This window comes from Sphingomonas sp. SP3 (assembly GCF_058514305.1).
Genome location: NZ_JBZSOE010000001.1, coordinates 1,275,036 through 1,299,421 on the forward strand (window position 1 = coordinate 1,275,036; position 24,386 = coordinate 1,299,421).

The following is a 24,386-nucleotide window of genomic DNA, read 5'->3' on the forward strand; positions in this document are numbered from 1 at the left end:
TAAGCGCCGCTTATCGGTGAGGGTCACGCCTCGGCGACGATCTTCGCCCATTCCGTTTCGTTGACGACGCGGATGCCGAGCTCCTCGGCTTTCTTGAGCTTCGATCCCGCACCGGGCCCAGCGACAACCAGGTCTGTCTTGACGCTGACCGACCCGGCGGCGCGCGCACCAAGTCGCTCGGCCTGCGCCTTGGCCTCGTCGCGGCTCATCGTTTCCAGGCTGCCGGTGAAGACGATGGTCTTGCCGGTCCACTCGGTCTGCTTCGCGCCGCTGAGATAGGGTGCCGGAGAGACCTCGGAGAGCAGGTCATCGAGGACTTCTTGATTGTGCTTCTCATGGAAGAAATCATGGAGTGCCTCGGCCACAACCGGGCCGACGCCCTGAACGGACGACAGTTCTTCCTGTCCGCCCTCCGACAGCGCGGCACGGCGAAGTTCCTCGATCGTCCCGAAGCATTTCAGAAGATCGCGCGCGGTGACGATCCCGACGTGGCGGATGCCGAGCCCGAACAGGAAGCGTGGGCCATCGGGCTCACGCTTGGACTCGATCGCAGCAAGGAGATTGTCGACCGATTTCTCCTTCCATCCCTCGCGGCCGAGCAGGTCGGCGCGACGCTTGTGCAGCCGGAAGATGTCGGCGGGCGAGTGCAGCCAGCCGAGATCGATGAATTCGGAGATCGACTTCTCGCCCAGCCCCTCGATATCGAGCGCGCCGCGCGACACGAAATGGCGCAACCGCTCGAACCGTTGCGCGGCACAGATCAATCCGCCCGTGCAGCGGACGTCGACTTCGCCTTCTTCCGCGACCGCCTCGGAATCGCAGATCGGGCAATGGTCGGGGAAGACATAGGGCTCGCGCGGCTCGTCGCGGGTGAGGTTCTCCACCACTTGCGGGATCACGTCGCCGGCGCGCTGGATCCGGACCCGGTCGCCAATGCGCAGGCCGAGCCTCTCGATCTCGTCGCGATTGTGCAGGGTGACGTTGGCGACCATCACGCCGCCGACGCCGACCGGCTTCAGCCGGCCAACCGGGGTTAGCTTGCCGGTCCGCCCGACCTGGATATCGATCCCCTCCAGCGTCGTCTCGGCTTTTTCCGCCGGGAATTTGTGCGCAAGGCCCCAGCGGGGAGCGCGGGCGACGAAGCCCAGCCGCTCCTGGAAGTCGAGCCGGTCAACCTTGTAGACCACGCCATCGATGTCGAACGGCAGGTCGGCGCGCGCTTTCTCGATCGCGCGATAATGAGCGAGCATCGCCGCGACATTCTCGCAGCGGACCAGCAAATCGCTGACGGGGATTCCCAAGCTCTCGATGCGCCTCATCGCTTCATATTGCGTGTCTGCCAGCGGCGCCGAAAGCTCGCCCCAGCCGTGGGCGAGGAAACGCAACGGCCGCGCCGCGGTGACGGCCGGGTCCTTCTGGCGTAGCGAGCCGGCGGCGCCATTGCGCGGGTTGGCGAAGACCTTGCCGCCGGCCGCTTCCTGGCGCTCATTGAGCGCCTCGAAGTCGGCCTTGGACATGTAGACCTCGCCGCGAACTTCGAGCACATCAGGTGCGCCGGCGATTTGCTGGGGCACGTCACTTATCGTCCGCACATTGGCGGTCACATCCTCGCCCACCGAGCCGTCCCCGCGCGTCGCGGCAAGCACCAGCGCGCCCTTCTCGTAGCGCAGCGAGCAAGAGAGCCCGTCGATCTTTGGCTCGGCGGTCATCGGCACCGCCGCGTCGGCGGGCAAGTTGAGGAAGCGCTTCACTCGAGCGACGAACTCCTCCACTTCCTCAGTCGCGAAGGCGTTTTCCAGGCTAAGCATCGGCCGCGCATGCGTGACCTTGGCGAGCGAACTGGTCGGGGCCGCACCCAACCGCCTTGATGGAGAATCCGCGCGGACCAGCCGAGGAAAGCGCTCCTCGAGCTCCCGGTTCTCGCGGATCAGGGCGTCATAGTCCGCGTCGGAAATCTCCGGCGCGTCCTGGTCATGATAAAGCTTGTCGTGCCGGGCGATCTCCTTCGCCAGCCGCATCAGGCGGTTGGCGGCATCGGCCTCGGAGAGAGTCTCAGCCAAACACTTCCTCGAGCAGGCTGACGAAGCTGGTCCACGACCGCTCGGCCGCCAGCTGGTGGTAGAAGACGCCGTCGATCCCGATCTGGTGCGCGTGCGGGTTGGTGAAACCATGGCCAACATGGCCGTAAGCGTGGATCTGCCAGTCCGACCCGGCCTCGGTCAATTCCTGCCCCAGTGCGACGACCTTTTCCGGCGGGACCATCGGATCGTCCCAGCCATGGTAAGCGACGACTTTCGCTTTGATCTTGTGCTTGGGCAGGCCGGGCGGATCGAACAGGCCGTGGAAGCTCACTGCTGCGGCGATGTCCGCGCCGCTTCGGGCAAGGTCGAGGGCGCACATGCCGCCGAAGCAATAGCCCGATACGGCGATCCGATCGCCCTCGACCTCGTCGAGCCCGCGCGCCACGCCGAGGACATGCTCGAGCCGGCGCAGCAGCGCAGAACGGTCTTCCTTGATCCGGTTCATCTCGCCGAACATCGTGTCCCGCGGCGCCCCCCGGAATTCGCTCCCGAACACGTCCGCGAGGAAGGTGCTGTAGCCAAGCTCGACGAGCTGGCGGCCCCAGCCGATCTCAAGGTCGGTGATCCCCATCACGCTCGGGATCAGCAGGATGGTCGGTCGGGCCTCGCCGTCGCGCCGCCCGACGAACACGCTCTCGAGGCTCTCACCCTCGAATCGATGCGCGACGCTTCGTTCCTTGCTCATGCTGCCTCCAGTAGTTTCGCGGCTTGGGCGCGCGCTTCCTCGGTGATCGACGCGCCCGATAGCATGCGCGCTATCTCTTCGCGCCGCTCATCGTCGTTCAGCTTGCGAACGGTGGTTCGCGTGCCGTCCGAGCCGTGATTCTTCTCGATCCGGTAATGATGCGCGGCGCGCGCCGCGACCTGCGGGCTGTGGGTAACGACCAGAACCTGCGATTGGCGCGACAGGCGGGCAAGGCGCTCCCCGATCGCGCTCGCAACGGCACCGCCGACGCCGCGGTCGACTTCGTCAAAGATCATCGTTGCCGCGCCTCCGGCTTCAGCAAGCGCTACCTTGAGCGCGAGAATGAAGCGGGACAACTCACCACCGCTCGCGATCTTGGTGAGCGGGCCGAACGGCGCACCGGGATTGGTCGAGACTTCGAATTCCACCCGATCTGTTCCGGCCGAGCCCGGCTCGACCGCTGCGATCGCCGTACGGAATCGCGCCGCGTCGAGCTTCAGCGGGACGAGTTCGCTGGCCACCGCCGCGTCGAGCCGCTGTGCTGCTTCATGTCGCTGTTTGCTAAGCAGCGAGGCCGCCCGGGCGTAGGCCGCGCGCGCTACCATAAGCTCGCGATCCAAATCGTCGATGCGCTCGCTGCCCGCTTCGATCGCCGCAAGCTGCTCCCTCATTTGATGACCGAGCGCCGCCAGCGCGTCGGGCTCAACCCTATGCTTTCGGGCGATGCCGCGAATATCGAACAGTCGCGCTTCGGCCTGTTCCAGTCGAGCAGGGTCGAATGCCAGTGCATCCGCCGCGCGAGTGATCCGATCCTCGGCTTCGCTCGCTTCGATCACCGCACGGTCGAGCGCTGCAAGTGCCTCGCCGAGCAGCGGGTGATCTGCCGCGCCGCGCTCGATCCGCCGTGCCGCCTGGCGTAACTGAGCGAGTGCACCCTCGGACCCGCCGAGCAGCTCGTCGAGGCCGGTCAGCGATTCTCCAGCCTTCAGTCCGGCCTGCATAGCGGTGCGCTCTTCGGCCAGCCGCGTCTCCTCCCCCTCTTCGGGCGCCAATGCCTCGATCTCCGCACAGGCGTGCTCGAGATAGTCGCGGTCGCGCTCTGCCGCCGCGGCCTCGGCCCGCTGGCGGGTGAGCTCTGATTCGATATGGGTAACAGTTGTCCACGCATCGGCGACCGGCCCGACGTCGAGCTTGCCGAAGGCGTCCAGTAACGCCCGGTGTCCCTTGGGGTTGAGCAGTCCGCGATCGTCGTGCTGGCCGTGAATCTCGACCGCCAGCGCACCAACGTCGCGAAGCAGGCCGGCGGGAACTGCAGCCGAGCCGATGAAGGCCCGACTGCCGCCGTCACTTTTCACCGTGCGGCGAATGATCAATGGTTCGCTCGCATCGAGGTCGATGCCTTGCTCGGCGAGAAGCTTGTGCGCGGGATGATCGCCGGGAAGCTCGATTTCTGCGGAAACCGTGGCACCGTCCTGTCCAGTGCGGACGAGGGACGTATCCGCGCGCACGCCTAGCGCGAGGCCAAGCGCATCGAGAAGGATCGATTTGCCAGCGCCCGTCTCACCCGTCAGAACGCCAAGCCCCGGCTCGAACTCGAGCTCGAGCCGCTCAACGAGCACGACATTGTGGACGGCGAGCTGCCTCAGCATGCTCGGGTGAAGGGCGCGGCTGCTCTGCTTGGCCCGCCCATCGCTACTTACTGTTTCGGGTCCGGATAGTCGGTCGCGCTCGGCGGTCCGACCCGCTTGGCCTTCGGCAACCGAGCATTCGTCGCCCCCGCTGGCGCGAGCTGGTTCGCCCCGAACGCCCTACCCTTGGTGTACTGCCGCTCCTTGATCAGAAGCCGCAGCGACTGACGGTACCAATAGCTATCGGGATAATTGGCGCCCAAGACCGAGGAAGCGCGCCACGCCTCATCGGGAATGCCGAGCGCGATGTAGCATTCGACCAGGCGCTCAAGTGCTTCGGGCGCGTGGCTGGTGGTCTGGTATTTGTCGACAACGGTGCGGAAGCGGTAGGTCGCGGCAAGCCACTGGCCCGAACGCTGATAGAAGCGGCCGACCTCCATTTCCTTGCCCGCCAGATGGTCGCTGATCGAGGCGGCCTTTTCCCGTGCATCGGCCGCATAGCGCGAGTCAGGATAACGGCGGACCAGCTCACCGAACGCATCCGACGCCGACTGGGTGATCGACTGGTCGCGCGTCACGTCCGCAATCTGCTCATAATAGCTCATCGCGATCAAATACTGGGCATAGGGCGCTTCCGCGTTGCCCGGATGGATCGAGACGAACCGCTGGGCCGAGCTGATCGCTTCAGTATACTTCTTCGACAGATAGTAATTGAACGCGCTCATCAGCTGGGCGCGACGGGCCCACACCGAATAGGGATGCTGGCGCTCAACCTCGTCGAACAGTTTCGCCGCCTGCTCGTAGTCGCCGCTGTCCATCGACCGCTTCGCGGCCGTGTAGAGCATGCCGACATCGCGAGCGACATAGGCCGTATCGCCCTTCTTTCCGCCAGTCGCGCACGCGCCGAGCGAGAGGATCGCGGCCGAGCCGAGCAACAGGGCGACAGAACGGGTGAGCTTCAGCATGGGGTCCTCATTAGCGTGGGGGTCATAGCAGGCCAAGCGGCGGGATGGACTGAAGAAGCTTGGCCGTTCCTGAACGAAAATCAGGCGGGTTGTGGTTCAGGCTCGTCCTTCTCATCGCCCTTTAGGAAGCTGTCGGGCTTGACCCCCAGCCAGACGAGAACGGGCGCCGAAATGTAGATGGACGAGTAGGTGCCAATCAGCACACCTAGGAAAATAGCGATAGCAAGACCGAAGATGACCTCCGGTCCGATCAGCATCAGCACGCCGAGCGCAAGCAGCACGGTGAGCGAGGTGACGACGGTCCGCGCCAGCGTCTCGTTGAGCGAAAGGTTCAGGAGCGGCAGGATTCCCATCTTGCGGTATTTGCGCAGATTCTCGCGCACGCGGTCATAGATGACGACGGTGTCGTTCAGTGAGTAGCCGACGATGGTCAGGAAGGCGGCGACGACGTTCAAGTCGACCTGCAATCGTGTGAACGCGAAGAAGCCCAGGGTCATGGCGATATCGTGGCCAAGCGTAAGCAACGCCCCAACCCCGAATTGCCATTCGAACCGGAACCAGATGTAGACCGCGATTCCGAGCATCGCCAAGGCGATGGCGATGGCGCTGTTGTCCGCCAGCTCCTCGCTGACCTTGCCCGAGACGGTGTCGACCGAATCGATCTTGGCGCCAGGGTAATCGGTTTCGATTTCCTGCTTCACGCGGGTCGCGACGCTGTTCGCGGCAGCATCGCCGCCGGGCGGCTTGGGCAGCCGGATCTGGAAGGTCTTTGGACCGCCAAACTCCTGGATGCTGGCTTCGCCGAGATGCATGCTGTCGACCTTGCCGCGCAGCTGCTCGACATCGACCGGCTGGGCGAAGGTGACGCGGATGAGCTGGCCGCCGACGAAGTCGACGCCGAGGTTCAGCCCCCGGTAAACCGTGTAGGAGAGGGAGGCGACAGTCGCGATCAGCGAGAGGACCAGCGCGAGGTTGCGCCAGCGCATGAAATCCAGGTTGGTATGATCGGGAACGAGCTTCAGCAACTTCATGCGATGAGCCTTAAATATGCAGGGCGCGCGGACGGGCGCGGCGAATCCACAACGCGACCAGCATCCGGGTGAAATAGACAGCCGTGAAAACCGAAGTAACGACGCCGATCAGCAGCACCACGGCAAAACCCCGCACTGGACCCGATCCGAAATAGGCCATGATCGAGGCGGAAATGACGTGGGTCACGTTGGCGTCGAAGATCGCGCGCATCGCCTCGCGATAGCCAGTCTCGACCGCGTCGATCAGCCTTCGCCCTCTTCGTATCTCCTCGCGTATGCGCTCGTTGATCAACACGTTGGCATCGACCGCGGCACCGATCGTCAGGATGAAGCCGGCGATTCCGGGCAAGGTCAGTGTCGCATTGAAGATCGCCATGATGCCCAGGATCAGGAAGGCGTTCACGAGCAGCGCGATGTTCGCATAGACGCCGAAGCGGCCGTAGGTGACGAGCATGAACAGAACCACGAGCAGGACCGAGATCCCGCTGGCGATCGCGCCCTTGTGAATCGAATCCTTGCCGAGATCGGGGCCGACCGTGCGTTCCTCGATCACGTTCAGCTTGACCGGTAGCTTACCCGAAGCAAGACTGACCGCGAGGTCGTTGGCTGATTTGACCGTGAAGCCGCCATTGATCTGCGCCTGACCGCCGAGGATCGGTTCATTGATGTTCGGCGCGGACAGGATCTTGTCATCGAGGATGATCGCGAATGGCTTCCCGACATTCTCCTGGGTGACCCGGCCGAAGCGCCTCGCGCCACTGGTGTTGAACTTGATGTTGATGTCCGGCCGGCCGTCCTGGTCGAAGCCCTGCTTGGCGTCGGTCAGCTGGTCGCCCGACACCATCACGCGGCGCTTCACGGCCATGAAGCCCGTGCCGTCGGCCATGGGAAGAACCTGACTTCCCGGCGGCGCGCGGCCCTGCTGGACGTCCTGGGGGTTGGCCGAAAGATCGACCAGCTTGAATTCAAGCCGGGCGGTCTGGCCGATGAGGCGCTTGAGCGAATCCGGGTCCTCGACGCCCGGGACCTGGACGAGGATTCGGTTGCCGCCTTCGGTAATGACCGTAATTTCCTTGGTGCCGCCCGGATCGATACGGCGGCGGACGACATCGCGCGCGACGCCCATCGCATCCTTCAACGCCCGCGCTGTCCCCTCCGATGTCGGAAGCATCACCACGCGGGTGGAATCGACAACCTGGACATCCCAATCGCGTTGACCAGTCAGACCCTGCGGCTTGGTGAGCGTCCGCATTCGCTCGACCGCAGCGTCTACCTGGGTCGGATTGCGGACGAGGAAGGAGAGACGGCCGCCGGCGGTCGAGATATCGCCGATATCGATGCGCGGGTCGCGGCGAAGTTCGGTCGAGACCGAATCTTCCATCGCCTGAAGGCGCTGCTTTTGCGCGTCGCGCGCGTCGGCTTCGAGCAGCAGGTGACTGCCGCCGGCAAGGTCGAGACCGAGGCTGATTTTGTACTGCGGAGCCCACTTAGGCCAGTAATTCTTCGCCTGGGTCCCGGCGATCAAGCTTGGAATAGAAAACAGCACGCCGAGCGCGACGATGAGCCACAGGACCGTGACCTTCCAGCGCGGGAATTCGAGCATCAGTCGTTGGCCGCTGCGGAATTGCCGGTGAGCACGTGACTAATCGTGGATTTCACCACGCGGATCTTGACGCCCGACGCGATCTCTACCTCGGCCTCGTCATCGCTGACCTTGGTCACGCGCCCACGAATGCCTCCACCCGTGATCACGTCGTCACCCTTTTTGATAGCGGCAATCGCGGCTTGGTGATCCTTCAGCCGGCGTTGCTGCGGACGGATCATGAGCATGTAGAAGATGACGAAGATCGCGAGCCAGGGAAGGATGCCGACGAGGATGCCTGCGGCTCCCCCCGGCTGGCCGCCTGGCGCGGCTTGCACGAGGCTCATCTGGATCGGTTCGTTGGACATGGGATGCTAACTGACTTTCCGAGAAAGATGATGGTCGGGGCGACTGGATTCGAACCAGCGACCTCCACACCCCCAGTGTGATGCGCTACCAGGCTGCGCTACGCCCCGACCTGGCCGCGGCATCTAGGCAGGGCCACCAGTGAAGGCAAGGCATGGGCGGGAGGCCAAGTGGCTCGGCGGGCTAAGAAAGTGAAGCGCGGCAAGTGGGTTGGCCGCCTGCTCGTCGCAATTCTGGCGTTCCCCGCGCTCTACCTCTGTGCCGCGCTGGTCGGCTCGCTTGTCCCGGTCAATCGCGCCTGGACCGAGCCGGCCCGCGGGACGACGATCTACCTGATCGACAACGGCATCCACGTCGACATCGTTATGCCAATTGCCGCGCAAGGGCTCGACTGGGCCAGGCTGATCCCACCCAGTGATTTTGCAAGTGCCGGCGGACCCGCCTGGATCGCCTTCGGCGCAGGGGAGGAGCGAGTCTATCTCAACACGCCGACCTGGTGGGACCTGACGCCGCGCACGGCCTGGCACGCCCTCGCAGGCGGCAACCGCGTAATGCACGTCGATTATGTCTCGGGGATCAATGTCGAGGTTCGCCAAATCCGGCTGCGGCCGGAGGAATACCGGCGGCTGTTCGCCGCGATCCGCGCTGACCTCATTTTGGATGCGCACGGCCGACCAATTCGCATCGACCATCCCGGCTATGGCCGGAACGACGGCTTCTACCGCGCCCGCGGAAAGGCAAGCGCGGTTCGGACGTGCAATAGCTGGGTCGCCGACAAGCTGCGTCTCGCCGGCGTCAAAACAAGCTTGTGGCCGCCGTTCGAACAGGGCTTGCTGTGGCGCTACCGCCGCGAGAATTGGTTGCGACTGCTTTAGAGTACGTAGCGGCTGAGGTCTGCGTTGCGAGCGATGCTGGACAACTGCTGGTCGACGAAGGCCGCGTCGACGACCAGCGTGTCGCCCGCCCGGTCCTCTGCGTCAAAACTAACGTCCTCGAGAAGCTTCTCCATCACCGTCTGAAGCCGGCGCGCGCCGATATTCTCGACCGCTTCGTTGACCTCGGCAGCGATGCGAGCGAGCGCCTCGATCCCGTCGTTGGCAAATTGAACGGTCACGCCTTCGGTGCCGAGCAGCGCCTGATATTGCTCGGTCAGGCTCGCCCGGGTGTCCGACAGGATCCGCACGAAATCTTCCTGCGTGAGTGCCTTGAGCTCGACGCGGATCGGCAGCCGGCCCTGAAGCTCCGGCAGCAGGTCGGCGGGCTTGGCGATGTGGAACGCGCCCGAGGCAATGAACAGGATGTGGTCCGTCTTGAGCGGCCCATATTTGGTCGCGACCGTCGTGCCCTCAATGAGCGGCAACAGGTCGCGCTGAACGCCCTCGCGGCTGACTGACCCGCCGCGGACATCGCTAACCGCGATCTTGTCAATCTCATCGAGGAAAACGATGCCATTGGCTTCCGCGTCCAAGAGCGCCGCGCGGTTGATGTCGTCGGGATCGAGACGCTTGTCGGCCTCTTCTTCGGTCAGCCGAGCGAACGCTTCCGGTACCTTGAGCTTCCGGCGCTTGCGCGGTCCGCTGCCCATCGCCTTGCCCATGATCGACTTCAGGTCGAACACCTGCGCGCCCATGCCCGGGATCTCGAACGGCATGGCGGCCGCCTCGTCGACCTCGATCTCGACTTCGGCCTGGTTGAGGCTGCCGTCGGCGAAGCGCTGGCGAAAACTCGCTCGCGTTGCTTCGCTCGACCCTTTGCCCGTGAGTGCGTCGAGAAGCTTGTCCATGGCCGCTTCCTCTGCCGCGGCGCGGACCTTGTTGCGGCGACGCTCCCGCTCGAGGCGAACGGCCTCCTCGACCAGGTCGCGAGCGATCTGTTCGACATCGCGACCGACGTAGCCGACCTCGGTAAACTTGGTCGCCTCGACCTTCACGAACGGCGCGTCGGCAAGCTTGGCCAGCCGTCGGCTGATCTCGGTCTTTCCGCAGCCCGTGGGGCCGATCATCAGGATGTTCTTGGGCGTGACCTCGTCGCGAAGCTCGGGGCCAAGCTGTTGGCGACGCCAGCGGTTGCGCAGAGCCACCGCGACCGCGCGCTTTGCGTCGTCCTGGCCGACGATATGCGCATCGAGCGCGGCGACGATCGCCTTTGGAGTGAGCTTGTCCTTAAGCACTTCGGCTTGCTCCCCGCCCTGGGGAATGGGGGAATGGTAATTCATTTCCCGAACTATGTCGGAAGGCAGTCAGGCCACTTCAAGCAGTGCAGCGGAAGGTGTCGAAGAAGCGCTTCTGGGATGACAGGATCCGGGCGATGTCATCCGGCTGGGGCGTCACATCCCAGGTATCGTACTCAAACGTGCCGCCAAGCAGAATGCCGTCCGCTCGGGGGAACATGTAGCCGAAACTGCCGAGCGCGGCGTAGCGAACCTCCGGCTGCGGCTCGAGGATGGCGAGCTGGCCGCGAATGGGTTGGAGTTCCTGATCTCCAAACAGGTTGCGCGATCCGAGGCCGGTGCAGTTGAACACCAGCGCTTCGGGGAGCGCGGCAATGTCTGCGGGCGTCGCAAATTGCCGCACCTCGATCTTGCCGCCGGCAATCTGGATGTCGCGCATCATCTGCCGGAGGTAGCGGCCGGTTTCCACGTACATCGTGTCGTAGCGGCGCATGCTGTCGACCGGGAACGGATGCTCGGCCCGACGGAGCATTCGGTTAATCGGTGGGAACGTCGCGATGAGCTTTTCTTCAGGGCTGTCGGATTCGACGTAGGTCGGGAGCCAGCGCACGCCATAGTCGTCGCCGACCATGATCTGGAAACGGCGCCAGCTATAATCGAGAGCACGTATGAACTGAGCCCTGAATTCGGGTGTCGACACCGATTCCCGGAAGACGGCGAAGGGGTGAAACTGGCCGCCGGCGATGTTCGAGGTGGTGTCCGGCGGAAGCGCGGCGGCATAGATCGTGGCGGGAAAGCCCGCCTCCTGCACCAGCCGCGCGGTCGACAGGCCGAGAATGCCCGCGCCGAGCACCGCGACCGGGCCCGAATGGCCCTGCAACCCGAGCTCGGCGGCAAGCTTGGCCGACCCCCAGCTCAAGGTGATGCCGCCACCGCCGTGACCGTAATTGTGCACGAGCGCCTTGTCGCCAAGCGACTCTCGCCGGACGACGAAGCCCGAACGGCGGTAAGGCCTCAAGCCGGCAACCGTGCGGATTACCCGGCTTTCATCGACCAGGACCTTGGGCAGCGGCGTGCATTCCGAAAAGCTCCGCGGCGCGACGACCGTCGTACAACCGGAAAGCAAGGCGGCGGAGCTGGCGGCGAATGTCCGGCGATCGAGGAGCATGGGGCCAGACTAGCCGCTCCGCGTCAGCCTTCAACCGTCTCCACGGTCAGCCGGTCGTTGGTGAATACGCAGACTTCCGACGCGATCTGCATCGCCCGGCGGGCAAGCACTTCGGGATCCTGCTCGTAATCGGCGAGCGCCTTGGCCGCAGACAGCGCGTAATTGCCGCCCGACCCGATCGCCGCGATCCCGCCTTCGGGCTCAAGCACGTCGCCATTGCCGGTGAGGATCAGCAGCTGCTCCGCGTCGGCGACGATCATCATGGCCTCGAGATTGCGGAGGTATTTGTCGGTGCGCCAATCCTTGGCGAGCTCGACCGCGGCACGCAGCAGTTGGTTGTTATATTGCTCGAGCTTGCGCTCCAGCCGCTCGAACAAGGTGAAGGCATCGGCCGTCGCGCCGGCAAATCCGCCAATGACCTTTCCGTCCTCCCCGATCCGGCGAACCTTCTTCGCGTTCGGCTTGATCACCGTGTTGCCAAGGCTGACCTGCCCGTCCCCGGCGATGACGGTCTTGCCGCCCTTCTTCACACCAAGGATCGTGGTTCCGTGATATTGTTCCATGGACGTTGAGGTGGGAGGCCGTGGCTATTGCTGCAAGGCGCGCGGGCCGAACGCCCATTCGAGGCCTTCGGTCAGCGACTGCGGATCGATCTGATGATCGCCGTCGAATGGGCGGAAGCGCACGTTCGCCCCGCCGCGCTGGAGGAGCTCCACCATATCCTTGGTGGCGGTGTAAGGCAGGACGTGATCGCTGCGTCCATGAGCGACGAATACCTGCTGCTGATGGTCGATGCGCTTCAGCGGGGCGAGCATGCCCGGTGACAGCGCGATCACGGTCGTGAACAGCTTCGGGTTCGCAAGGCCCAGCGACAGCGCGTAGCTCGCGCCATCGGAGAAGCCGAGCAGCACGACGTGGCTGGGATCGACGGCTGAGCGCTTGAACAAGTCGCCTAAAGACTGGTCGAGGCGGTGAGCGTCGAGCCCCTGCCACGGCTGGTCCTCGGTCTGCATGTTGAGAATGAGGTCCCACGTCTTGTCGAGCGAGTGGGGCGCTACCAGGATCACGCCGAGCTTGTCGGCGAGCGGCTCCATCTTTTGAAGGAAGCCCTGCGGGTAGCCGCCTGCGCCATGCAGCAGGATCAGAACCGGCAATGGCCCGGGCGAGACTTTGGCCGGACGGTAAGCTGAAGCACCGTTGACCAAGGTCGTCTCGCCGGCGGGAAGCATCGGGCCGATCGCAGACGGGTGCGCCTTCAACGAGGGCGGCGAGGCACCGGGCATCGGTGGGCCGGCCCAGGCCGGACAGGCGATCGCAATGGCAATCGCGCCGAGAAGGCCGAGGTCACGCCTCATTGGGATCGAGCGAACCGGCGGTCCGGGACCAGCCACATCAGCGCGACCGCCACGTACAGGATGATCGAAAGCCAGGGCGACACCAGGAAAGCCGAGACAACGCCGACGATGTAAAGCGCGCAGCTCAGCCATTCCTTGAGACTGGACCCCACCGCCCTCGCGACTCCCGAGGATTCGCCCTCGGCCGCGATCAGCGCCCTTTCGAGTATGAAATAGGCAAGTCCAGCGAGGGCAAGCACGACGCCGAACGCGGCGACCGGAAAGGCGGTCACGCCACGCTCATCGATCCAGCGGATCACGAACGGGAACAGGCTCAGCCAGAACAGAAGGTTGAGGTTCGACCACAGCACCCGGCCGTCCACCCGTTTCGCGGTCTGCATCATGTGGTGATGGTTGTTCCAGTAGATGCCGACGTAAATGAACGAGAGGACGTAGGCACCCAGGATCGGTAACACGGGTTGCAAGGCGGCTAAGCTAGTCCCTTCCGGAACGCGCATCTCCAGCACCATGATGGTGATGATGATGGCGATCACGCCGTCGGTGAATGCATTGAGCCGATCCGGCTTCATCCTGTCCCCCGCTCAATCTTCCGGCCAAGTGGGCGCAGCGGCGGCGTTGTTGTCAACCTTTGCCTGCGCGCGAACCCATTTGATGAGCTCGTCGAGCTGGATTGCCTGCTCGGTCGCGATCAGCGCGGTGGCTGAAGGAAGTCGACCTGAGCTGGCGCTTTGAGCAGCGCTTCGGGCGGAAGTGGATAGGGCGGGCAAGAGCGGCGCTCTGCCAGCACGGCGATCGGTTGCGGGGCGGGCAGCTTCGATGCGCAGGCGCTGAGCAGCAGCGCGAGCGGTAGCCAGGCGGGCTTCGAAATCATGGGCGGTCCTTTCATTGATGGTGCGCTGGTCGGCGGCGACGCGTTGTGCATTGGCGAGATCGGCGGCGCGGGCGCGATCGGCGGCGACGCGAACGTTGGCCACGGTCCCGGCCAAGGCCGCCTGTTCCTTCTGGTAGAGCCGCTCGAACCCGGCGCTCTGCTTCTTCCAGTGGCGGGTCTCGACCTTCTGCAGCGCGAGGAGGGTCGCGAGCGCTGCGCCAAGAGCAATCCCGGCGATGCCCTGGATGTTGAGCAAGCGAAGGATCATGGTTGGCAGTCCGCTTCGACGCTGGCGCCGTCGCGCCCGGCGGCGAGCCTGAACCGGCCGACCGGTCCGCCGGCGAGCAGCCCGACGATCACCGCGACCATCGCAGCAATGAATCCGCCGAGCGACCAGCCGAAGATGACGACGATGCTATGCTCTTCGTACGGGGACCAGCCGCCCCACATCAGGAGCGCGATCATGCCGACCGCGAAGGCGCCGCAGAACATGCCGGCGGCGGCGGCGAGCAGGCCGTAAACATAGCGCTGGCCCTCGGCGAAGGTGCCGGGCGGCGGCAGGGGTTTCATGCCAATCTCCGTCGAAAAGTCCCAAAAGTCACAGATTCACGCGTGCGCACGCGCGAGTCAGGGCTCACCAATCCGGTTCGAAAGCCACCCATAAAGGAACACCTCATTGGCTGGGCGGCGCTCGGCCAGCCGGAGGTAGCGCTCGCCCTGAAGCGCCTCGAGCGCGCGCAGCAATATTGTTTCACCGTTGCTCTTTCGTCCGCTGAGAAACGAGTCCAAGGCGGCGAGCGTCGCGGCGCCAATCCTGCCATCGGGGACAAGGTCGGGGTAATCCTTGCCATTGCGGTTAAGGGCGGTGAGCGCGCGCTGTAGGAAGGTGATTGCGACTGCCGGGCCCATGTTGGCGCCCGTGTCGAAAAGCTCAACGGCGATCCGCTCGCTGCGTCGTGCTACTTCGTCGAGCCGCGGCCGTAGCCAGTAGAGCCGGGCGTAAATCGCCGCCGCTTCGTCGCGCGGCAGCTGGCGCATCAGTCCGGCGTAGCCGTGAGCGCGAGCGACCGCCTCGGTAATGCCAAAGCAGGTCGGCCCGCCCCTGTCTGCGGGATGATCGACATAGCCGCCCTCACGCTCGATCAGGGCGTCGATCAAGGCGCTGATATCCAATATCCCCTCCCCATCTCATCCCGAGTCGGTGATTTGATAACCAAATAGGTGTGGTGTAGGAAAGCAGAACTAACCGGGTAGATCTCGACGCAATTTTCCGCTGGACGAGTCCGCTCGCTGTCGTGCAACTCGCTCCCGCTTCGCGGGTTGTGCGTAACGCGGCGGTCTATGCCGACCGTCGCACCGAGAGGAGTGAAGCTTGGAGGGGGCTCCGGAAACCGTGCCGCAACCGATGCCGGAACATTCGTTCAAGCTGCTCGTGCAGTCGATTGTCGACTACGCGATCTACATGCTCGACCCCCAAGGGCATGTGACCAGCTGGAACGCGGGCGCCGAGCGGATCAAGGGGTTCCAGACCAGCGAAATCCTCGGCCGCCATTTCTCGGAGTTCTATACCGAGGAAGACCGCAAAGCGGGCACGCCGGACAAGGTGCTGAGCATCGCGCGGACCGAGGGCCGGTTCGAGGGCGAAGGCTGGCGGGTGCGCAAGGACGGATCGCGCTTTTGGGCAAGCGTGGTGATCGACCGCATCGACCAGGATGGCGAGATCGTCGGCTTCGCCAAGATCACCCGCGACATGACCGACAAGCGCGCCACGCAGCAAGCGCTGATCGAGGCCGAACGACGCTTTCGAATCCTCGTCCAGGGCGTCACCGATTACGCGATCTACATGCTCGATCCCGAAGGTCTGGTAACCAACTGGAACGCGGGCGCCGAGCGGATCAAAGGCTATTCGCCCGGTGAAATCATCGGCGAGCATTTCAGCCGCTTCTACACGCCCGAAGATTTCAAAGCGGGTGTGCCGAAGACCGCGCTGGAAACCGCGCGCGAGACGGGCCGCTACGAAGCCGAGGGCTGGCGCATGCGCAAGGATGGGACGCGCTTCTGGGCGAGCGTGGTGATCGACGCGATCCGCGACGAGGAAGGCGAGTTGATCGGCTTTGCCAAGATCACTCGCGACATGACCGAGAAACGCGAGACTCAACTTCGCTTGGAAGAATCGCGCGAGCAATTGTTCCGTTCGCAAAAGATGGAAGCGCTCGGTCAGCTCACCGGCGGGCTTGCCCATGACTTCAACAATTTACTCACGGCGATTCTCGGCGCGTCCGACCTCGCGCTGCGGAACGCCGGCAGTCCTGAGAAGCTCAAGCGGATGCTCGACGGCATCCGCAGTTCGGCGCAGCGCGGGGCCAGCCTTACCAAGCAGCTGCTTGCCTTTGCGCGCGCCCAGCCGCTTGAATTGAAGCAGATCGACCTCAAGGATTTCTTCGGCGACGTTACCACCCTGCTGCGGCCGTCGCTGCGCAGCAACATCGAGCTGATCACCGAAATCTCCGATCAGCTATGGCCGATCGACGCAGACGCGGGCGCGCTTGAGCTCGTCATGCTCAATCTCGCCTTCAATGCCCGGGACGCGATGAAGGACGGTGGAATGCTGCGCATCGGCGCGCACAACGTTGTTCTGAACGGAGAGCCTGAGGGTCTTCGCGGCGAGCATGTTGCGCTTGTCGTGAGCGACACCGGCATAGGCATGGCACCCGAACTCATGCAGCGCGTGTTCGAGCCATTCTTCACGACCAAGAGTTACGGCGAGGGAACCGGGCTCGGTCTCAGCCAGGTGTTCGGCTTCGCCAAGCAACTCGGCGGCGCCATCAACGTCAAATCGACAGAGGGCGAAGGATCGACCTTCACGCTCTACCTGCCCGCAAGCCGTGGGGCGGATGCGGAAGAAACCCACGCCAACGGCGAACGCGCGATGGGCCGGGTGCTGGTGGTCGAGGACGATACACTGGTTGCCGAGTTGGCCGCTGGAATGCTCCATGAGATGGGATTTGAAGCGACGGTCGCGCATAGCGCCAAGGAAGCGCTCGACAGGCTTACTGGGGGGGAGAAACCCAGGCTCGTCTTCACCGACATCGTGATGCCGGGGGGGATCAGCGGAATCGAACTCGCTCAGAAGGTGCGCAAGCGCTTTCCCGAATTGCCGATACTGCTGACCACCGGTTACAGCGAACAGGTGGGTGGTACCCACGGTTTCCCGGTACTGCAGAAACCCTATGAATTGGACTCGCTCGCAGGCGCGCTGGGCGATCTGTTGAAAAGCGAAATCCCCATCAACTGAAAGGCTTGGCCGCGCCGCCTTGACGGCAGCGGCGAATAGGGGCCTGATCGGAGCACCGACCGCGGCGGGGCCGCGGCATGGAGGGGGTAAAATCCATGGCAACATCTGCACCTACGCGCGCGCCCGCTCACCTGTGGGCCGTCGGGCTTCTTGCCGTCCTGTGGAACGGCTTTGCCTGCTACGACTATCTGATGACCAACCTTCGAAGCGAAGCGTATCTTGCGAACTTCCCGGCCGACCAGCTGACATACATGGACAGCCTGCCCAGCTGGCTCACCGCCTTCTGGGCGCTGGGTGTCTGGGGCGGTCTCGCAGGGTCGCTTCTGCTGCTGGCGCGCAGCCGCCACGCGATCGCGGCTTTCGCCCTGTCGGTGGTCGGAGTGGTGATCACGTTCGGCTATATGATGTTTGGCACCGACATGCCGGCGAGCATGAAGACCGGCGTTTCGGCCGCAATGCCGTGGGTGATCTTCATCATCGCTCTGTTTCTGCTGTGGTACGCCCGCGGCGCGCAAAAGCAGGGACTGCTTCGCTGATTTGGTAGGGGGTCGCCTCCCCTAGCCGCGGCGGCCCCCGAACCGCGTTCGCTGCTGCTTGCCGAACCGGCCCTTGCGGGTGCCCGGCTTGCCCTCGGTCGAGTTGCCGGGCGGCCGCGGCGCGACACGGTCGGGGTCGGGTATGCCGAGCTCGTCCTCCTCGAGCCGGCGGATTTCGTCGCGCAGGCGAGCGGCCTCCTCGAACTCGAGGTCCGCCGCGGCTTTGCGCATCCGCTCCTCGAGGTCGGCGATATAGGCCTTGAGGTTGTGGCCGACGAGGTGCGGCCGCTCGTCGTCGCCGGTGTCCACGGTGACCCCTTCGCGAGCCGCCAGCGAGCCCATGATGTCGTGGATGTTGCGCTTGATGCTTTCGGGCGTGATGCCGTGCTCGGCGTTATACTCGAGCTGCTTTTCGCGCCTACGGCTGGTTTCGGCGAGCGCACGCTCCATCGAACCGGTGACGGTATCGGCGTAGAGGATGACGCGGCCCTCGACGTTGCGCGCGGCGCGGCCGATCGTCTGGATCAGTGACGTCTCTGAGCGCAAGAAACCTTCCTTATCGGCGTCGAGGATCGCAACCAGGCCGCACTCCGGAATGTCGAGACCCTCGCGCAGCAGGTTGATGCCGACCAGCACGTCGTAGACGCCGAGCCTCAGTTCGCGGATCAGCTCGATGCGCTCGAGCGTCTCCACGTCGGAATGCATGTAGCGGACCTTCAGGCCCGCCTCGTGTAGGTATTCGGTGAGATCCTCCGCCATGCGCTTGGTGAGCGTGGTGACGAGGGTGCGGTAGCCCTTTCGCGCGGTCTCCCTAGCTTCGTGGACAAGGTCGTCGACCTGGTCCTCGACCGGCTTGATCTCAACCGGCGGGTCGATGAGCCCGGTCGGCCGGATGACCTGCTCGGAGAAGACGCCGCCCGTCTCGTTCATTTCCCACGGGCCGGGGGTTGCCGATACGAACACCGATTGCGGGCGCATCGCTTCCCATTCGTTGAAGCGAAGCGGGCGGTTGTCGATGCAGCTCGGCAGGCGGAAACCATATTCCGCCAGCGTGATCTTCCGCCGGTGGTCGCCGCGCGCCATCGCGCCAATCTGCGGCACCGTCTGGTGGCTCTCGTCGACGAACAGTAGCGCGTTGTCGGGGAGATATTCGAACAGGGTCGGCGGCGGCTCACCGGGCAGGCGCCCGGTGAGGAAGCGAGAGTAATTCTCGATGCCCGCGCAAGACCCGGTCGCGGCGATCATCTCGAGATCGAAATTCGTGCGCTGCTCGAGCCGCTGCGCCTCGAGCAACCGCCCTTCGGCGGTCAGCTCCTTGAGGCGCTCGGCGAGTTCGTGGCGAATTGCCTCCATCGCCTGCTTCAAGGTCGGACCCGGCGTTACGTAGTGTGAGTTCGCATAGACCTTGATGTAATCGAGGCTCGCGACCTTCTTGCCGGTCAGCGGATCGAACTCGACGATGTCCTCGATCTCGTCGCCGAAGAAGCTGACGCGCCAGGCGGTGTCCTCATAGTGCGACGGGAAGATCTCCAGGCTGTCGCCGCGCACTCGGAAATTGCCGCGGGCAAAGGCCTGGTCGTTGCGCCGATATTGAAGCGCGACGAGTTTGCGGATGACCTCACGCTGATCTTCGCTCGCGCCCTTTTTCAGGCTGAAAGTCATGGCCGAATAGGTCTCGACCGAGCCGATGCCGTAGAGGCAGGAGACGGAAGCGACGATGATCACGTCGTCGCGCTCCAGCAGCGACCGCGTAGCCGAATGGCGCATGCGGTCGATCGCCTCATTCACCGAGCTTTCCTTCTCGATGTAGGTGTCGGTGCGCGGCACGTAGGCTTCGGGCTGGTAGTAATCGTAATAGCTGACGAAATACTCGACCGCATTGTCGGGAAAGAAGCTCTTGAACTCTCCGTAGAGCTGGGCGGCGAGGATCTTGTTCGGGGCGATGATCAGGGCCGGCCGCTGCAACGTCTCGATGACCTTGGCCATCGTGAACGTCTTGCCGGATCCGGTGACGCCGAGCAGCACCTGGCTGGTCTCGCCATTCTCGCCGATGCCTTCGACAAGCTCGCGGATCGCCGTCGGCTGGTCGCCGGCGGGCTCATACTCTGAAACCAGCTGGAAGAGCTTTCCCCCCTCCGCCTTCTCCGGACGAGCAGGCTTGTGCGGGACGAATGTCTCGGCGGTTTCGGGTTCGGCAAGGCTGGTGCGGATTTGAATCGCCATCCGCGGCTATATGGTCGCGCGGCCGGGACGGAACAACGCTAGTCGCGCGGTTCGCGCCCGCTTATGCTGCGCAGGAGAGAGGGGAAGTCGCATGAGAGCATCCATCCTGCTGATCGCCTGCGCATCGGTCGCGGCGTGCAACAAAGGCCCGGAGGTCCACGAGCAGAATGCAAGCGTCGCCGAGGTTGCCCAGAAGGTTCGCGAGGCAGCCGGAAGCCAGATGCTGATGGAGCCGGGCCGGTGGGAGACCAAGGTCAGCATGCTGGACATCGACATGCCGGGAATGTCGCCTCAAGTGGCGGCCCAGATGAAGCAGTCGATGTCGAAGATGCAGGAACATAGCTTTGCTAGCTGCCTGACTGCTGAAGACTTGAAGCAGCCGAAGGAAGACTTCTTCGCCGGCGCCAACAAGGACTGTCGTTACGACCACTTCACTATGTCGGGCGGCAAGATCGACGCGATGCTGCGCTGCGAAGGCAAGCCCGGTGGCGGCATGACGATGACGATGAGCGGCAATTATTCGCGCGATAGCTATGACGCGACGACCGCGATGGATGTCGCGGGGGGGCCGCAAGGCAATATGAAGATGCGGTCCCACATGGAATCGCATCGTGTGGGCCAGTGCCGGGGCGACGAAGACAATGCAAAGCGGGAGGCCGAAGGATGATCGGATACGTGACGGTCGGCAGCAACGACCTCGAAAAAGCGCGCAACTTCTATGACAAGCTGATGCCTGCGATCGGGGCGTCGCGGATCATGGAGTTTGGCGATAACTTCACGATGTACGGCACGAGCATGGGCAAGCCCGGCTTTGCCGTCTGCAAGCCTTACGACGGCAATGCCGCAACCGCCGGCAACGGAAACATGGCTTCGATCGCCTGCGACAGCCGCGGCAAGGTCGACGCGCTGTACGCGAGGGCGATGGAGTTGGGCGGCAAGTGCGAGGGACCTCCGGGTGTCCGCGGCGAGGAAGGCGACCAGGCGTTTTACGGCGCCTATTTCCGCGACCTGGACGGAAACAAACTTGCCGCCTTCTGCATCGGCCCGGCGCAGCAAGCCTGAGTGCCGGCGACCGTCCTGCTAAACCGCGGTGGCGGTGCGGTCGCGGCCGATAGCGAAATCGCGAACAAGGTTGCGGCTGCGCTCGCCTCAGCCGGCGTGGACGCCAAGGTCGAGCTCATCGACGGCGGCGATTGCGCGGTTCGCAGCAAGGCCATCGTGGAACGCGGCGACGAGCTGCTGATCGTCGGGGGCGGCGATGGCACGATCAGCGCGGCCGCCTCAGCGCTGATCGGCACGAACACGAGGCTCGGCATATTTCCGCTTGGGACGCTCAACCACTTCGCCCGGGACCTCGGCATTCCGGCCGAGCTCGACGAGGCTGCCCAACTCATCGCGGCCGGCAAGGACCGCCGCGTCGACGTCGCCGAGATGAACGAGCGCATCTTCATCAACAACAGCGCAATCGGCCTTTATCCGCTCATGGTCGTCGACCGCGACCTGCAACGTAAGCGGCTCGGTCGAAGCAAGCGCCTCGCAATGCTCGTCGCGTCGCTCCGCACGCTCGCGCGGTTCAGCCATCAGCGGCTGACCTTGACGGTCAATGACGAGAAAGCCCGAGTCGACACGCCGCTGCTATTCGTCGGCAACAACGATTACCGGATCGACATTGGAGCTCCCGGCCAGCGGGAGAGCATCGACGACGGCGAGTTGTGCGTGATGGTAATGCGCAAGAAGACCCGCGTCGGCCTTGTCGCCGCCAGCATTCGGGCGTTGTTCGACCGCTCGCGGCCTGACGACATGGTCTATCTCGATGGCGTCGAGCGGCTTCGCGTCGCAAGCCACCGCAGCCACCTCACCGTGTCGCTCGATGGCGAAGTAGTCAGCGCGGAGCAGCCGCTCGAGTATAAGATCCGCAAGAAGGCGCTTCGGGTTATCGCTCCGTAACGGGAATGCAATGGAACCGGCGGGCGGGTCGCAGGGTTCGAGACATCAGCAGATCGGGGCTTAAGTGGCGACGCGAGGCTACCAAGGACTGAACGACAAGACGCGATCACGCGGCATCCGCGTGGCCGGAGTCGCGATCATCCTGCTCAGCATCGGCGCCGCTTTGCTGCCCGTCGACAAGGGCATTTCCTCGGACATGATCGGCGGGCTGCTGATTGCTGCGGGCCTGATAGAAGCGGTCGCAGGGTCGCTTCGCCGAAATATCCGGGTCGAGGCCATGGCTGCCGGCGCGGTGACGGCCTTCGCCGGCTTGTTGTTCATCACCAACCCGGAGACCCGCTTCTTTCCGACCGTGGCGCCGGTCATCGCCTGGCTGGTTATCCGCAGCCTGATCCTTGCCTACGCGAGCCGCGATTCATCGGGATCGGTGCGCCTATGGACCGGGCTCTCCGCAGGGATGGATTTCTTCCTGGCGCTGCTTCTTGTCGCGGGCCTGTCCGTCTCCACCCTGGTCGTCAGCATCTTCGGCCCGACGCCAGAAATGGTTGCCAGCTTCGCATGGATCCTCGCGGCGAGCTTCGTGGTGAACGGGCTGCTCCTGCTCGAAGTCGCCAACTGCGAAAGGGAGGCTCCCTAAGTTCGCGGTTGCCGCGCGGGCCCTCTTTGACTTAACTGCAGATAAGGGCGGAGCAGTCGAAGATTGCGGGGGAAGTGATGAACTCTCAAGGTGAAGCGATCGTCAGCCAGCCGATCGCGGTCGTATTGATCGTCCTGATCCTCGGCGCTGCCATCTTCATGTGGAAACAGGGTCAGTTACGCAGCCGCGCCGCCATGTTGGCCGTCCTCGGCGTGCTCGCTGTTCTCGCCTATTTCGCATTCTGGGCCACGCCGACCATCGGTTAGCTGGAATTCGGCACCGACATGGGTGCATAGCAGATCAATGTTCGAGGCATCGCCCGACCTATCGGTCAACACCGTCGCCGAGATCGTCCGGCTGGCGCTGGCGCCAGTCTTCCTGCTGAGCGGCATCGGGGCCTTCCTCAACGTACTGGCCTCGCGCCTGTCACGCATTGTCGACCGGTCGCGGGATATCGAACCACGCCTGCTTGCTAGCCGCGGGCGGGAGCACGACCGCTGGATCGCCGACCTAAAGATCCTCGACCGGCGCATGTCGCTGATCAGTTGGGCGACCGGCTTTTCGGTGACGTCGGCGATCCTGACCTGCTTGGTCGTTATCCTCCTGTTCGCAGCAAACCTCATCCGAACCCGCCTCGGTACGGAGATTGCGTGGTTGTTTATCGCGTCGATGCTGACGATCGGCGCGGGGTTCGCCGTGTTCCTGATCGAAACGACTATCGCCGCGCGCGCAGTTCGCGTCCGCTCCGAATTGCTTCAGCACACGGTGGACGACGAGGGCTAGGCCTTTTATCGGCTGAGCCACCAGCAATTCTTTCGGAGCAAGCCAGAACCATGAATCGCGCCGCCGCGAGCCAAGTCCTCGACCGGGTGCTCGTCCTCGAGATGGTGCGGGTCACCGAAGCAGCCGCGATTGCCGCTGCCAAACTCATCGGTCGCGGGGACGAGAAAGCCGCCGACGCTGCAGCTGTCGAAGCGATGCGAGCCGCGCTCAACGAGCTGCCGTTCGACGGAACCGTGGTGATCGGCGAGGGCGAGCGCGACGAAGCGCCGATGCTCTACATCGGCGAGAAGGTCGGGTCGGAGCAGGATGGTGGGCCGAAGATCGATATCGCGCTCGACCCGCTGGAAGGCACCACGATCACGGCCAAGGCAGGCCCCAATGCGTTGGCCGTGCTGGCGATCGCGGAAAGCGGCTGCCTGCTGAACGCACCCGACGTTTACATGGAGAAACTTGCGATTGGCCCCGGCTACCCGGATGGGACGATCGACCTCAACAGGTCGCCGGCAGACAATGTCCGCGCGATCGCCAAGGCCAAGGGCGTTGACGCGAGCGACATCACCGCCTGCGTGCTCGACCGCGACCGGCACGCGGAGATCATCGCGTCGCTTCGTGAGCTGGGCTGCGGAATTAAGTTGATCCCGGACGGCGACGTCGCCGGGGTAATCGCGACCGCCGATCCGGAGACCGGCATCGACGTTTACATGGGCACCGGCGGCGCGCCCGAAGGCGTGCTCGCGGCGGCGGCGCTGCGGTGCGTCGGCGGGCAGATCCAGGGACGGCTGCTGTTCCGCAACGACGATGAACGGGCACGCGCCAAGCGTTGGGGGATCGACGACCTCGACCGGGTTTACACGATCGAGGACATGGCCAAGGGCGACTGCATCTTCGCCGCGACCGGCGTCACCGACGGGTCGCTGCTAAAGGGCGTGCACCGGCGCAAGAGCTGCGTCACGACGGAGAGCGTGGTGATGCGTGCCAGCACCCGGACGGTGCGCCGCGTATCCACAGAATATCACAACCTCGCCCATCGCGGCCTCTAGACCCCGGAATCCGCGACTCCTAC

Annotated in this window: 26 protein-coding genes and 1 tRNA gene; 10 read left to right on the forward strand and 17 right to left on the reverse strand. The window is 64.2% G+C overall.

The genetic code is table 11. From position 1 onward, the window contains the following. Positions 1 to 23: 23 nt before the first annotated feature. The 8 genes from ligA to AC4K8G_RS06705 form a co-directional block, all read right to left on the reverse strand. Positions 24 to 2,018, reverse strand: a complete 1,995-nt coding sequence (gene ligA / locus AC4K8G_RS06670) for an NAD-dependent DNA ligase LigA (RefSeq protein ID WP_491734427.1) — start codon at positions 2,016 to 2,018, stop codon at positions 24 to 26. A gap of 34 nt (positions 2,019 to 2,052) precedes the next feature. Next, positions 2,053 to 2,766, reverse strand: a complete 714-nt coding sequence (locus AC4K8G_RS06675; RefSeq protein WP_491733379.1) for a dienelactone hydrolase family protein — start codon at positions 2,764 to 2,766, stop codon at positions 2,053 to 2,055. Then, complete coding sequence (gene recN, locus AC4K8G_RS06680; RefSeq protein WP_491733380.1) at positions 2,763 to 4,415, reverse strand: DNA repair protein RecN; 1,653 nt, start codon at positions 4,413 to 4,415, stop codon at positions 2,763 to 2,765. The genes AC4K8G_RS06675 and recN overlap by 4 nt, the downstream gene beginning before the upstream one ends. 47 nt (positions 4,416 to 4,462) lie before the next feature. Next, complete coding sequence (locus AC4K8G_RS06685; protein WP_491733381.1) at positions 4,463 to 5,359, reverse strand: outer membrane protein assembly factor BamD; 897 nt, start codon at positions 5,357 to 5,359, stop codon at positions 4,463 to 4,465. A gap of 80 nt (positions 5,360 to 5,439) precedes the next feature. Next, positions 5,440 to 6,390 (reverse strand): protein translocase subunit SecF, encoded by a 951-nt coding sequence (gene secF / locus AC4K8G_RS06690; protein ID WP_491733382.1) that lies wholly within the window; start codon positions 6,388 to 6,390, stop codon positions 5,440 to 5,442. 10 nt (positions 6,391 to 6,400) lie between these two features. Then, positions 6,401 to 7,993, reverse strand: a complete 1,593-nt coding sequence (gene secD, locus AC4K8G_RS06695) for a protein translocase subunit SecD (protein WP_491733383.1) — start codon at positions 7,991 to 7,993, stop codon at positions 6,401 to 6,403. Continuing rightward, positions 7,993 to 8,340, reverse strand: coding sequence for a preprotein translocase subunit YajC (yajC, locus tag AC4K8G_RS06700; protein WP_491733384.1), 348 nt, complete (start codon positions 8,338 to 8,340; stop codon positions 7,993 to 7,995). Before yajC ends, secD begins: the two co-directional genes overlap by 1 nt. Before the next feature lie 31 nt (positions 8,341 to 8,371). Further along, positions 8,372 to 8,448: transfer RNA gene (locus AC4K8G_RS06705), tRNA-Pro, on the reverse strand. Positions 8,449 to 8,508: 60 nt separating this feature from the next. Between AC4K8G_RS06705 and AC4K8G_RS06710 the strand changes: the two genes are divergently transcribed. Next, a complete protein-coding gene (locus tag AC4K8G_RS06710) occupies positions 8,509 to 9,213 on the forward strand; it encodes a TIGR02117 family protein (protein WP_491733385.1) in 705 nt (234 codons plus the stop codon). Here the strand turns inward: AC4K8G_RS06710 and hslU are convergent. The 8 genes from hslU to AC4K8G_RS06750 are packed head-to-tail and all read right to left on the reverse strand — an operon-like array spanning position 9,210 to position 15,075. After that, positions 9,210 to 10,553, reverse strand: coding sequence for an ATP-dependent protease ATPase subunit HslU (hslU, locus tag AC4K8G_RS06715; RefSeq protein WP_491733386.1), 1,344 nt, complete (start codon positions 10,551 to 10,553; stop codon positions 9,210 to 9,212). The genes AC4K8G_RS06710 and hslU overlap by 4 nt on opposite strands. Before the next feature lie 34 nt (positions 10,554 to 10,587). After that, the gene (locus tag AC4K8G_RS06720; RefSeq protein WP_491733387.1) at positions 10,588 to 11,676 is read right to left on the reverse strand and encodes an FAD-dependent oxidoreductase; all 1,089 of its coding nucleotides are present in this window, start codon (positions 11,674 to 11,676) and stop codon (positions 10,588 to 10,590) included. A 23-nt stretch (positions 11,677 to 11,699) separates the two neighbouring features. Beyond that, positions 11,700 to 12,239 (reverse strand): ATP-dependent protease subunit HslV, encoded by a 540-nt coding sequence (gene hslV, locus AC4K8G_RS06725; protein WP_491733388.1) that lies wholly within the window; start codon positions 12,237 to 12,239, stop codon positions 11,700 to 11,702. Positions 12,240 to 12,263: 24 nt separating this feature from the next. Next, positions 12,264 to 13,031, reverse strand: a complete 768-nt coding sequence (locus AC4K8G_RS06730; RefSeq protein WP_491733389.1) for an alpha/beta hydrolase — start codon at positions 13,029 to 13,031, stop codon at positions 12,264 to 12,266. Then, a complete protein-coding gene (locus AC4K8G_RS06735) occupies positions 13,028 to 13,600 on the reverse strand; it encodes a TMEM175 family protein (RefSeq protein WP_491733390.1) in 573 nt (190 codons plus the stop codon). The genes AC4K8G_RS06730 and AC4K8G_RS06735 overlap by 4 nt, the downstream gene beginning before the upstream one ends. 12 nt (positions 13,601 to 13,612) lie before the next feature. After that, positions 13,613 to 14,170 carry a hypothetical protein gene (locus AC4K8G_RS06740; protein ID WP_491733391.1) on the reverse strand — a complete coding sequence of 186 codons (558 nt, stop codon included), beginning with the start codon at positions 14,168 to 14,170 and terminating at the stop codon, positions 13,613 to 13,615. Then, positions 14,167 to 14,472: a hypothetical protein gene (locus AC4K8G_RS06745; protein ID WP_491733392.1), complete on the reverse strand. Its 306-nt coding sequence runs from the start codon at positions 14,470 to 14,472 to the stop codon at positions 14,167 to 14,169. Before AC4K8G_RS06745 ends, AC4K8G_RS06740 begins: the two co-directional genes overlap by 4 nt. Positions 14,473 to 14,529: 57 nt before the next feature. Next, positions 14,530 to 15,075: a glycoside hydrolase family 108 protein gene (locus AC4K8G_RS06750; protein WP_491733393.1), complete on the reverse strand. Its 546-nt coding sequence runs from the start codon at positions 15,073 to 15,075 to the stop codon at positions 14,530 to 14,532. 232 nt (positions 15,076 to 15,307) lie between these two features. On the opposite strand from AC4K8G_RS06750, the gene AC4K8G_RS06755 reads away from it, so the two are divergent. Both AC4K8G_RS06755 and AC4K8G_RS06760 read left to right on the forward strand, forming a co-directional pair. Further along, on the forward strand, positions 15,308 to 17,197 hold the full coding sequence (locus tag AC4K8G_RS06755) for a hybrid sensor histidine kinase/response regulator (protein WP_491734428.1): 1,890 nt from the start codon (positions 15,308 to 15,310) through the stop codon (positions 17,195 to 17,197). Positions 17,198 to 17,292: 95 nt separating this feature from the next. Then, the gene (locus AC4K8G_RS06760; RefSeq protein WP_491733394.1) at positions 17,293 to 17,733 is read left to right on the forward strand and encodes a hypothetical protein; all 441 of its coding nucleotides are present in this window, start codon (positions 17,293 to 17,295) and stop codon (positions 17,731 to 17,733) included. Between the two features lie 21 nt (positions 17,734 to 17,754). Here AC4K8G_RS06760 and uvrB read toward each other — a convergent pair whose 3' ends face one another. Continuing rightward, the gene (gene uvrB / locus AC4K8G_RS06765; protein ID WP_491733395.1) at positions 17,755 to 19,956 is read right to left on the reverse strand and encodes an excinuclease ABC subunit UvrB; all 2,202 of its coding nucleotides are present in this window, start codon (positions 19,954 to 19,956) and stop codon (positions 17,755 to 17,757) included. Between the two features lie 91 nt (positions 19,957 to 20,047). On the opposite strand from uvrB, the gene AC4K8G_RS06770 reads away from it, so the two are divergent. From AC4K8G_RS06770 to glpX, 7 genes are all read left to right on the forward strand, one after another. Next, positions 20,048 to 20,623, forward strand: a complete 576-nt coding sequence (locus AC4K8G_RS06770) for a DUF3617 domain-containing protein (RefSeq protein WP_491733396.1) — start codon at positions 20,048 to 20,050, stop codon at positions 20,621 to 20,623. Continuing rightward, positions 20,620 to 21,018: a VOC family protein gene (locus AC4K8G_RS06775; RefSeq protein ID WP_491733397.1), complete on the forward strand. Its 399-nt coding sequence runs from the start codon at positions 20,620 to 20,622 to the stop codon at positions 21,016 to 21,018. Before AC4K8G_RS06770 ends, AC4K8G_RS06775 begins: the two co-directional genes overlap by 4 nt. Further along, the gene (locus AC4K8G_RS06780) at positions 21,019 to 21,903 is read left to right on the forward strand and encodes a diacylglycerol/lipid kinase family protein (RefSeq protein ID WP_491733398.1); all 885 of its coding nucleotides are present in this window, start codon (positions 21,019 to 21,021) and stop codon (positions 21,901 to 21,903) included. Between the two features lie 64 nt (positions 21,904 to 21,967). After that, the gene (locus AC4K8G_RS06785; protein ID WP_491733399.1) at positions 21,968 to 22,540 is read left to right on the forward strand and encodes a hypothetical protein; all 573 of its coding nucleotides are present in this window, start codon (positions 21,968 to 21,970) and stop codon (positions 22,538 to 22,540) included. A gap of 77 nt (positions 22,541 to 22,617) precedes the next feature. After that, positions 22,618 to 22,806, forward strand: coding sequence for a hypothetical protein (locus tag AC4K8G_RS06790; protein WP_491733400.1), 189 nt, complete (start codon positions 22,618 to 22,620; stop codon positions 22,804 to 22,806). A gap of 37 nt (positions 22,807 to 22,843) precedes the next feature. Further along, positions 22,844 to 23,323 carry a DUF2721 domain-containing protein gene (locus AC4K8G_RS06795; RefSeq protein ID WP_491733401.1) on the forward strand — a complete coding sequence of 160 codons (480 nt, stop codon included), beginning with the start codon at positions 22,844 to 22,846 and terminating at the stop codon, positions 23,321 to 23,323. A 50-nt stretch (positions 23,324 to 23,373) separates the two neighbouring features. Further along, positions 23,374 to 24,363: a class II fructose-bisphosphatase gene (glpX, locus tag AC4K8G_RS06800; protein WP_491733402.1), complete on the forward strand. Its 990-nt coding sequence runs from the start codon at positions 23,374 to 23,376 to the stop codon at positions 24,361 to 24,363. Positions 24,364 to 24,386: the final 23 nt, after the last annotated feature.

Bases quoted from the DNA above. Each gene is read 5' to 3' on its own strand.
- ligA (WP_491734427.1), bottom strand. From the start codon at position 2,018: ATGCGGCTGGCGAAGGAGATCGCCCGGCACGACAAGCTTTATCATGAC.
- AC4K8G_RS06675 (WP_491733379.1), bottom strand. From the start codon at position 2,766: ATGAGCAAGGAACGAAGCGTCGCGCATCGATTCGAGGGTGAGAGCCTC.
- recN (WP_491733380.1), bottom strand. From the start codon at position 4,415: ATGCTGAGGCAGCTCGCCGTCCACAATGTCGTGCTCGTTGAGCGGCTC.
- AC4K8G_RS06685 (WP_491733381.1), bottom strand. From the start codon at position 5,359: ATGCTGAAGCTCACCCGTTCTGTCGCCCTGTTGCTCGGCTCGGCCGCG.
- secF (WP_491733382.1), bottom strand. From the start codon at position 6,390: ATGAAGTTGCTGAAGCTCGTTCCCGATCATACCAACCTGGATTTCATG.
- secD (WP_491733383.1), bottom strand. From the start codon at position 7,993: ATGCTCGAATTCCCGCGCTGGAAGGTCACGGTCCTGTGGCTCATCGTC.
- yajC (WP_491733384.1), bottom strand. From the start codon at position 8,340: ATGTCCAACGAACCGATCCAGATGAGCCTCGTGCAAGCCGCGCCAGGC.
- hslU (WP_491733386.1), bottom strand. From the start codon at position 10,553: ATGAATTACCATTCCCCCATTCCCCAGGGCGGGGAGCAAGCCGAAGTG.
- AC4K8G_RS06720 (WP_491733387.1), bottom strand. From the start codon at position 11,676: ATGCTCCTCGATCGCCGGACATTCGCCGCCAGCTCCGCCGCCTTGCTT.
- hslV (WP_491733388.1), bottom strand. From the start codon at position 12,239: ATGGAACAATATCACGGAACCACGATCCTTGGTGTGAAGAAGGGCGGC.
- AC4K8G_RS06730 (WP_491733389.1), bottom strand. From the start codon at position 13,031: ATGAGGCGTGACCTCGGCCTTCTCGGCGCGATTGCCATTGCGATCGCC.
- AC4K8G_RS06735 (WP_491733390.1), bottom strand. From the start codon at position 13,600: ATGAAGCCGGATCGGCTCAATGCATTCACCGACGGCGTGATCGCCATC.
- AC4K8G_RS06740 (WP_491733391.1), bottom strand. From the start codon at position 14,170: ATGATCCTTCGCTTGCTCAACATCCAGGGCATCGCCGGGATTGCTCTT.
- AC4K8G_RS06745 (WP_491733392.1), bottom strand. From the start codon at position 14,472: ATGAAACCCCTGCCGCCGCCCGGCACCTTCGCCGAGGGCCAGCGCTAT.
- AC4K8G_RS06755 (WP_491734428.1), top strand. From the start codon at position 15,308: ATGCCGGAACATTCGTTCAAGCTGCTCGTGCAGTCGATTGTCGACTAC.
- AC4K8G_RS06760 (WP_491733394.1), top strand. From the start codon at position 17,293: ATGGCAACATCTGCACCTACGCGCGCGCCCGCTCACCTGTGGGCCGTC.
- uvrB (WP_491733395.1), bottom strand. From the start codon at position 19,956: ATGGCGATTCAAATCCGCACCAGCCTTGCCGAACCCGAAACCGCCGAG.
- AC4K8G_RS06770 (WP_491733396.1), top strand. From the start codon at position 20,048: ATGAGAGCATCCATCCTGCTGATCGCCTGCGCATCGGTCGCGGCGTGC.
- AC4K8G_RS06775 (WP_491733397.1), top strand. From the start codon at position 20,620: ATGATCGGATACGTGACGGTCGGCAGCAACGACCTCGAAAAAGCGCGC.
- AC4K8G_RS06790 (WP_491733400.1), top strand. From the start codon at position 22,618: ATGAACTCTCAAGGTGAAGCGATCGTCAGCCAGCCGATCGCGGTCGTA.
- AC4K8G_RS06795 (WP_491733401.1), top strand. From the start codon at position 22,844: ATGTTCGAGGCATCGCCCGACCTATCGGTCAACACCGTCGCCGAGATC.
- glpX (WP_491733402.1), top strand. From the start codon at position 23,374: ATGAATCGCGCCGCCGCGAGCCAAGTCCTCGACCGGGTGCTCGTCCTC.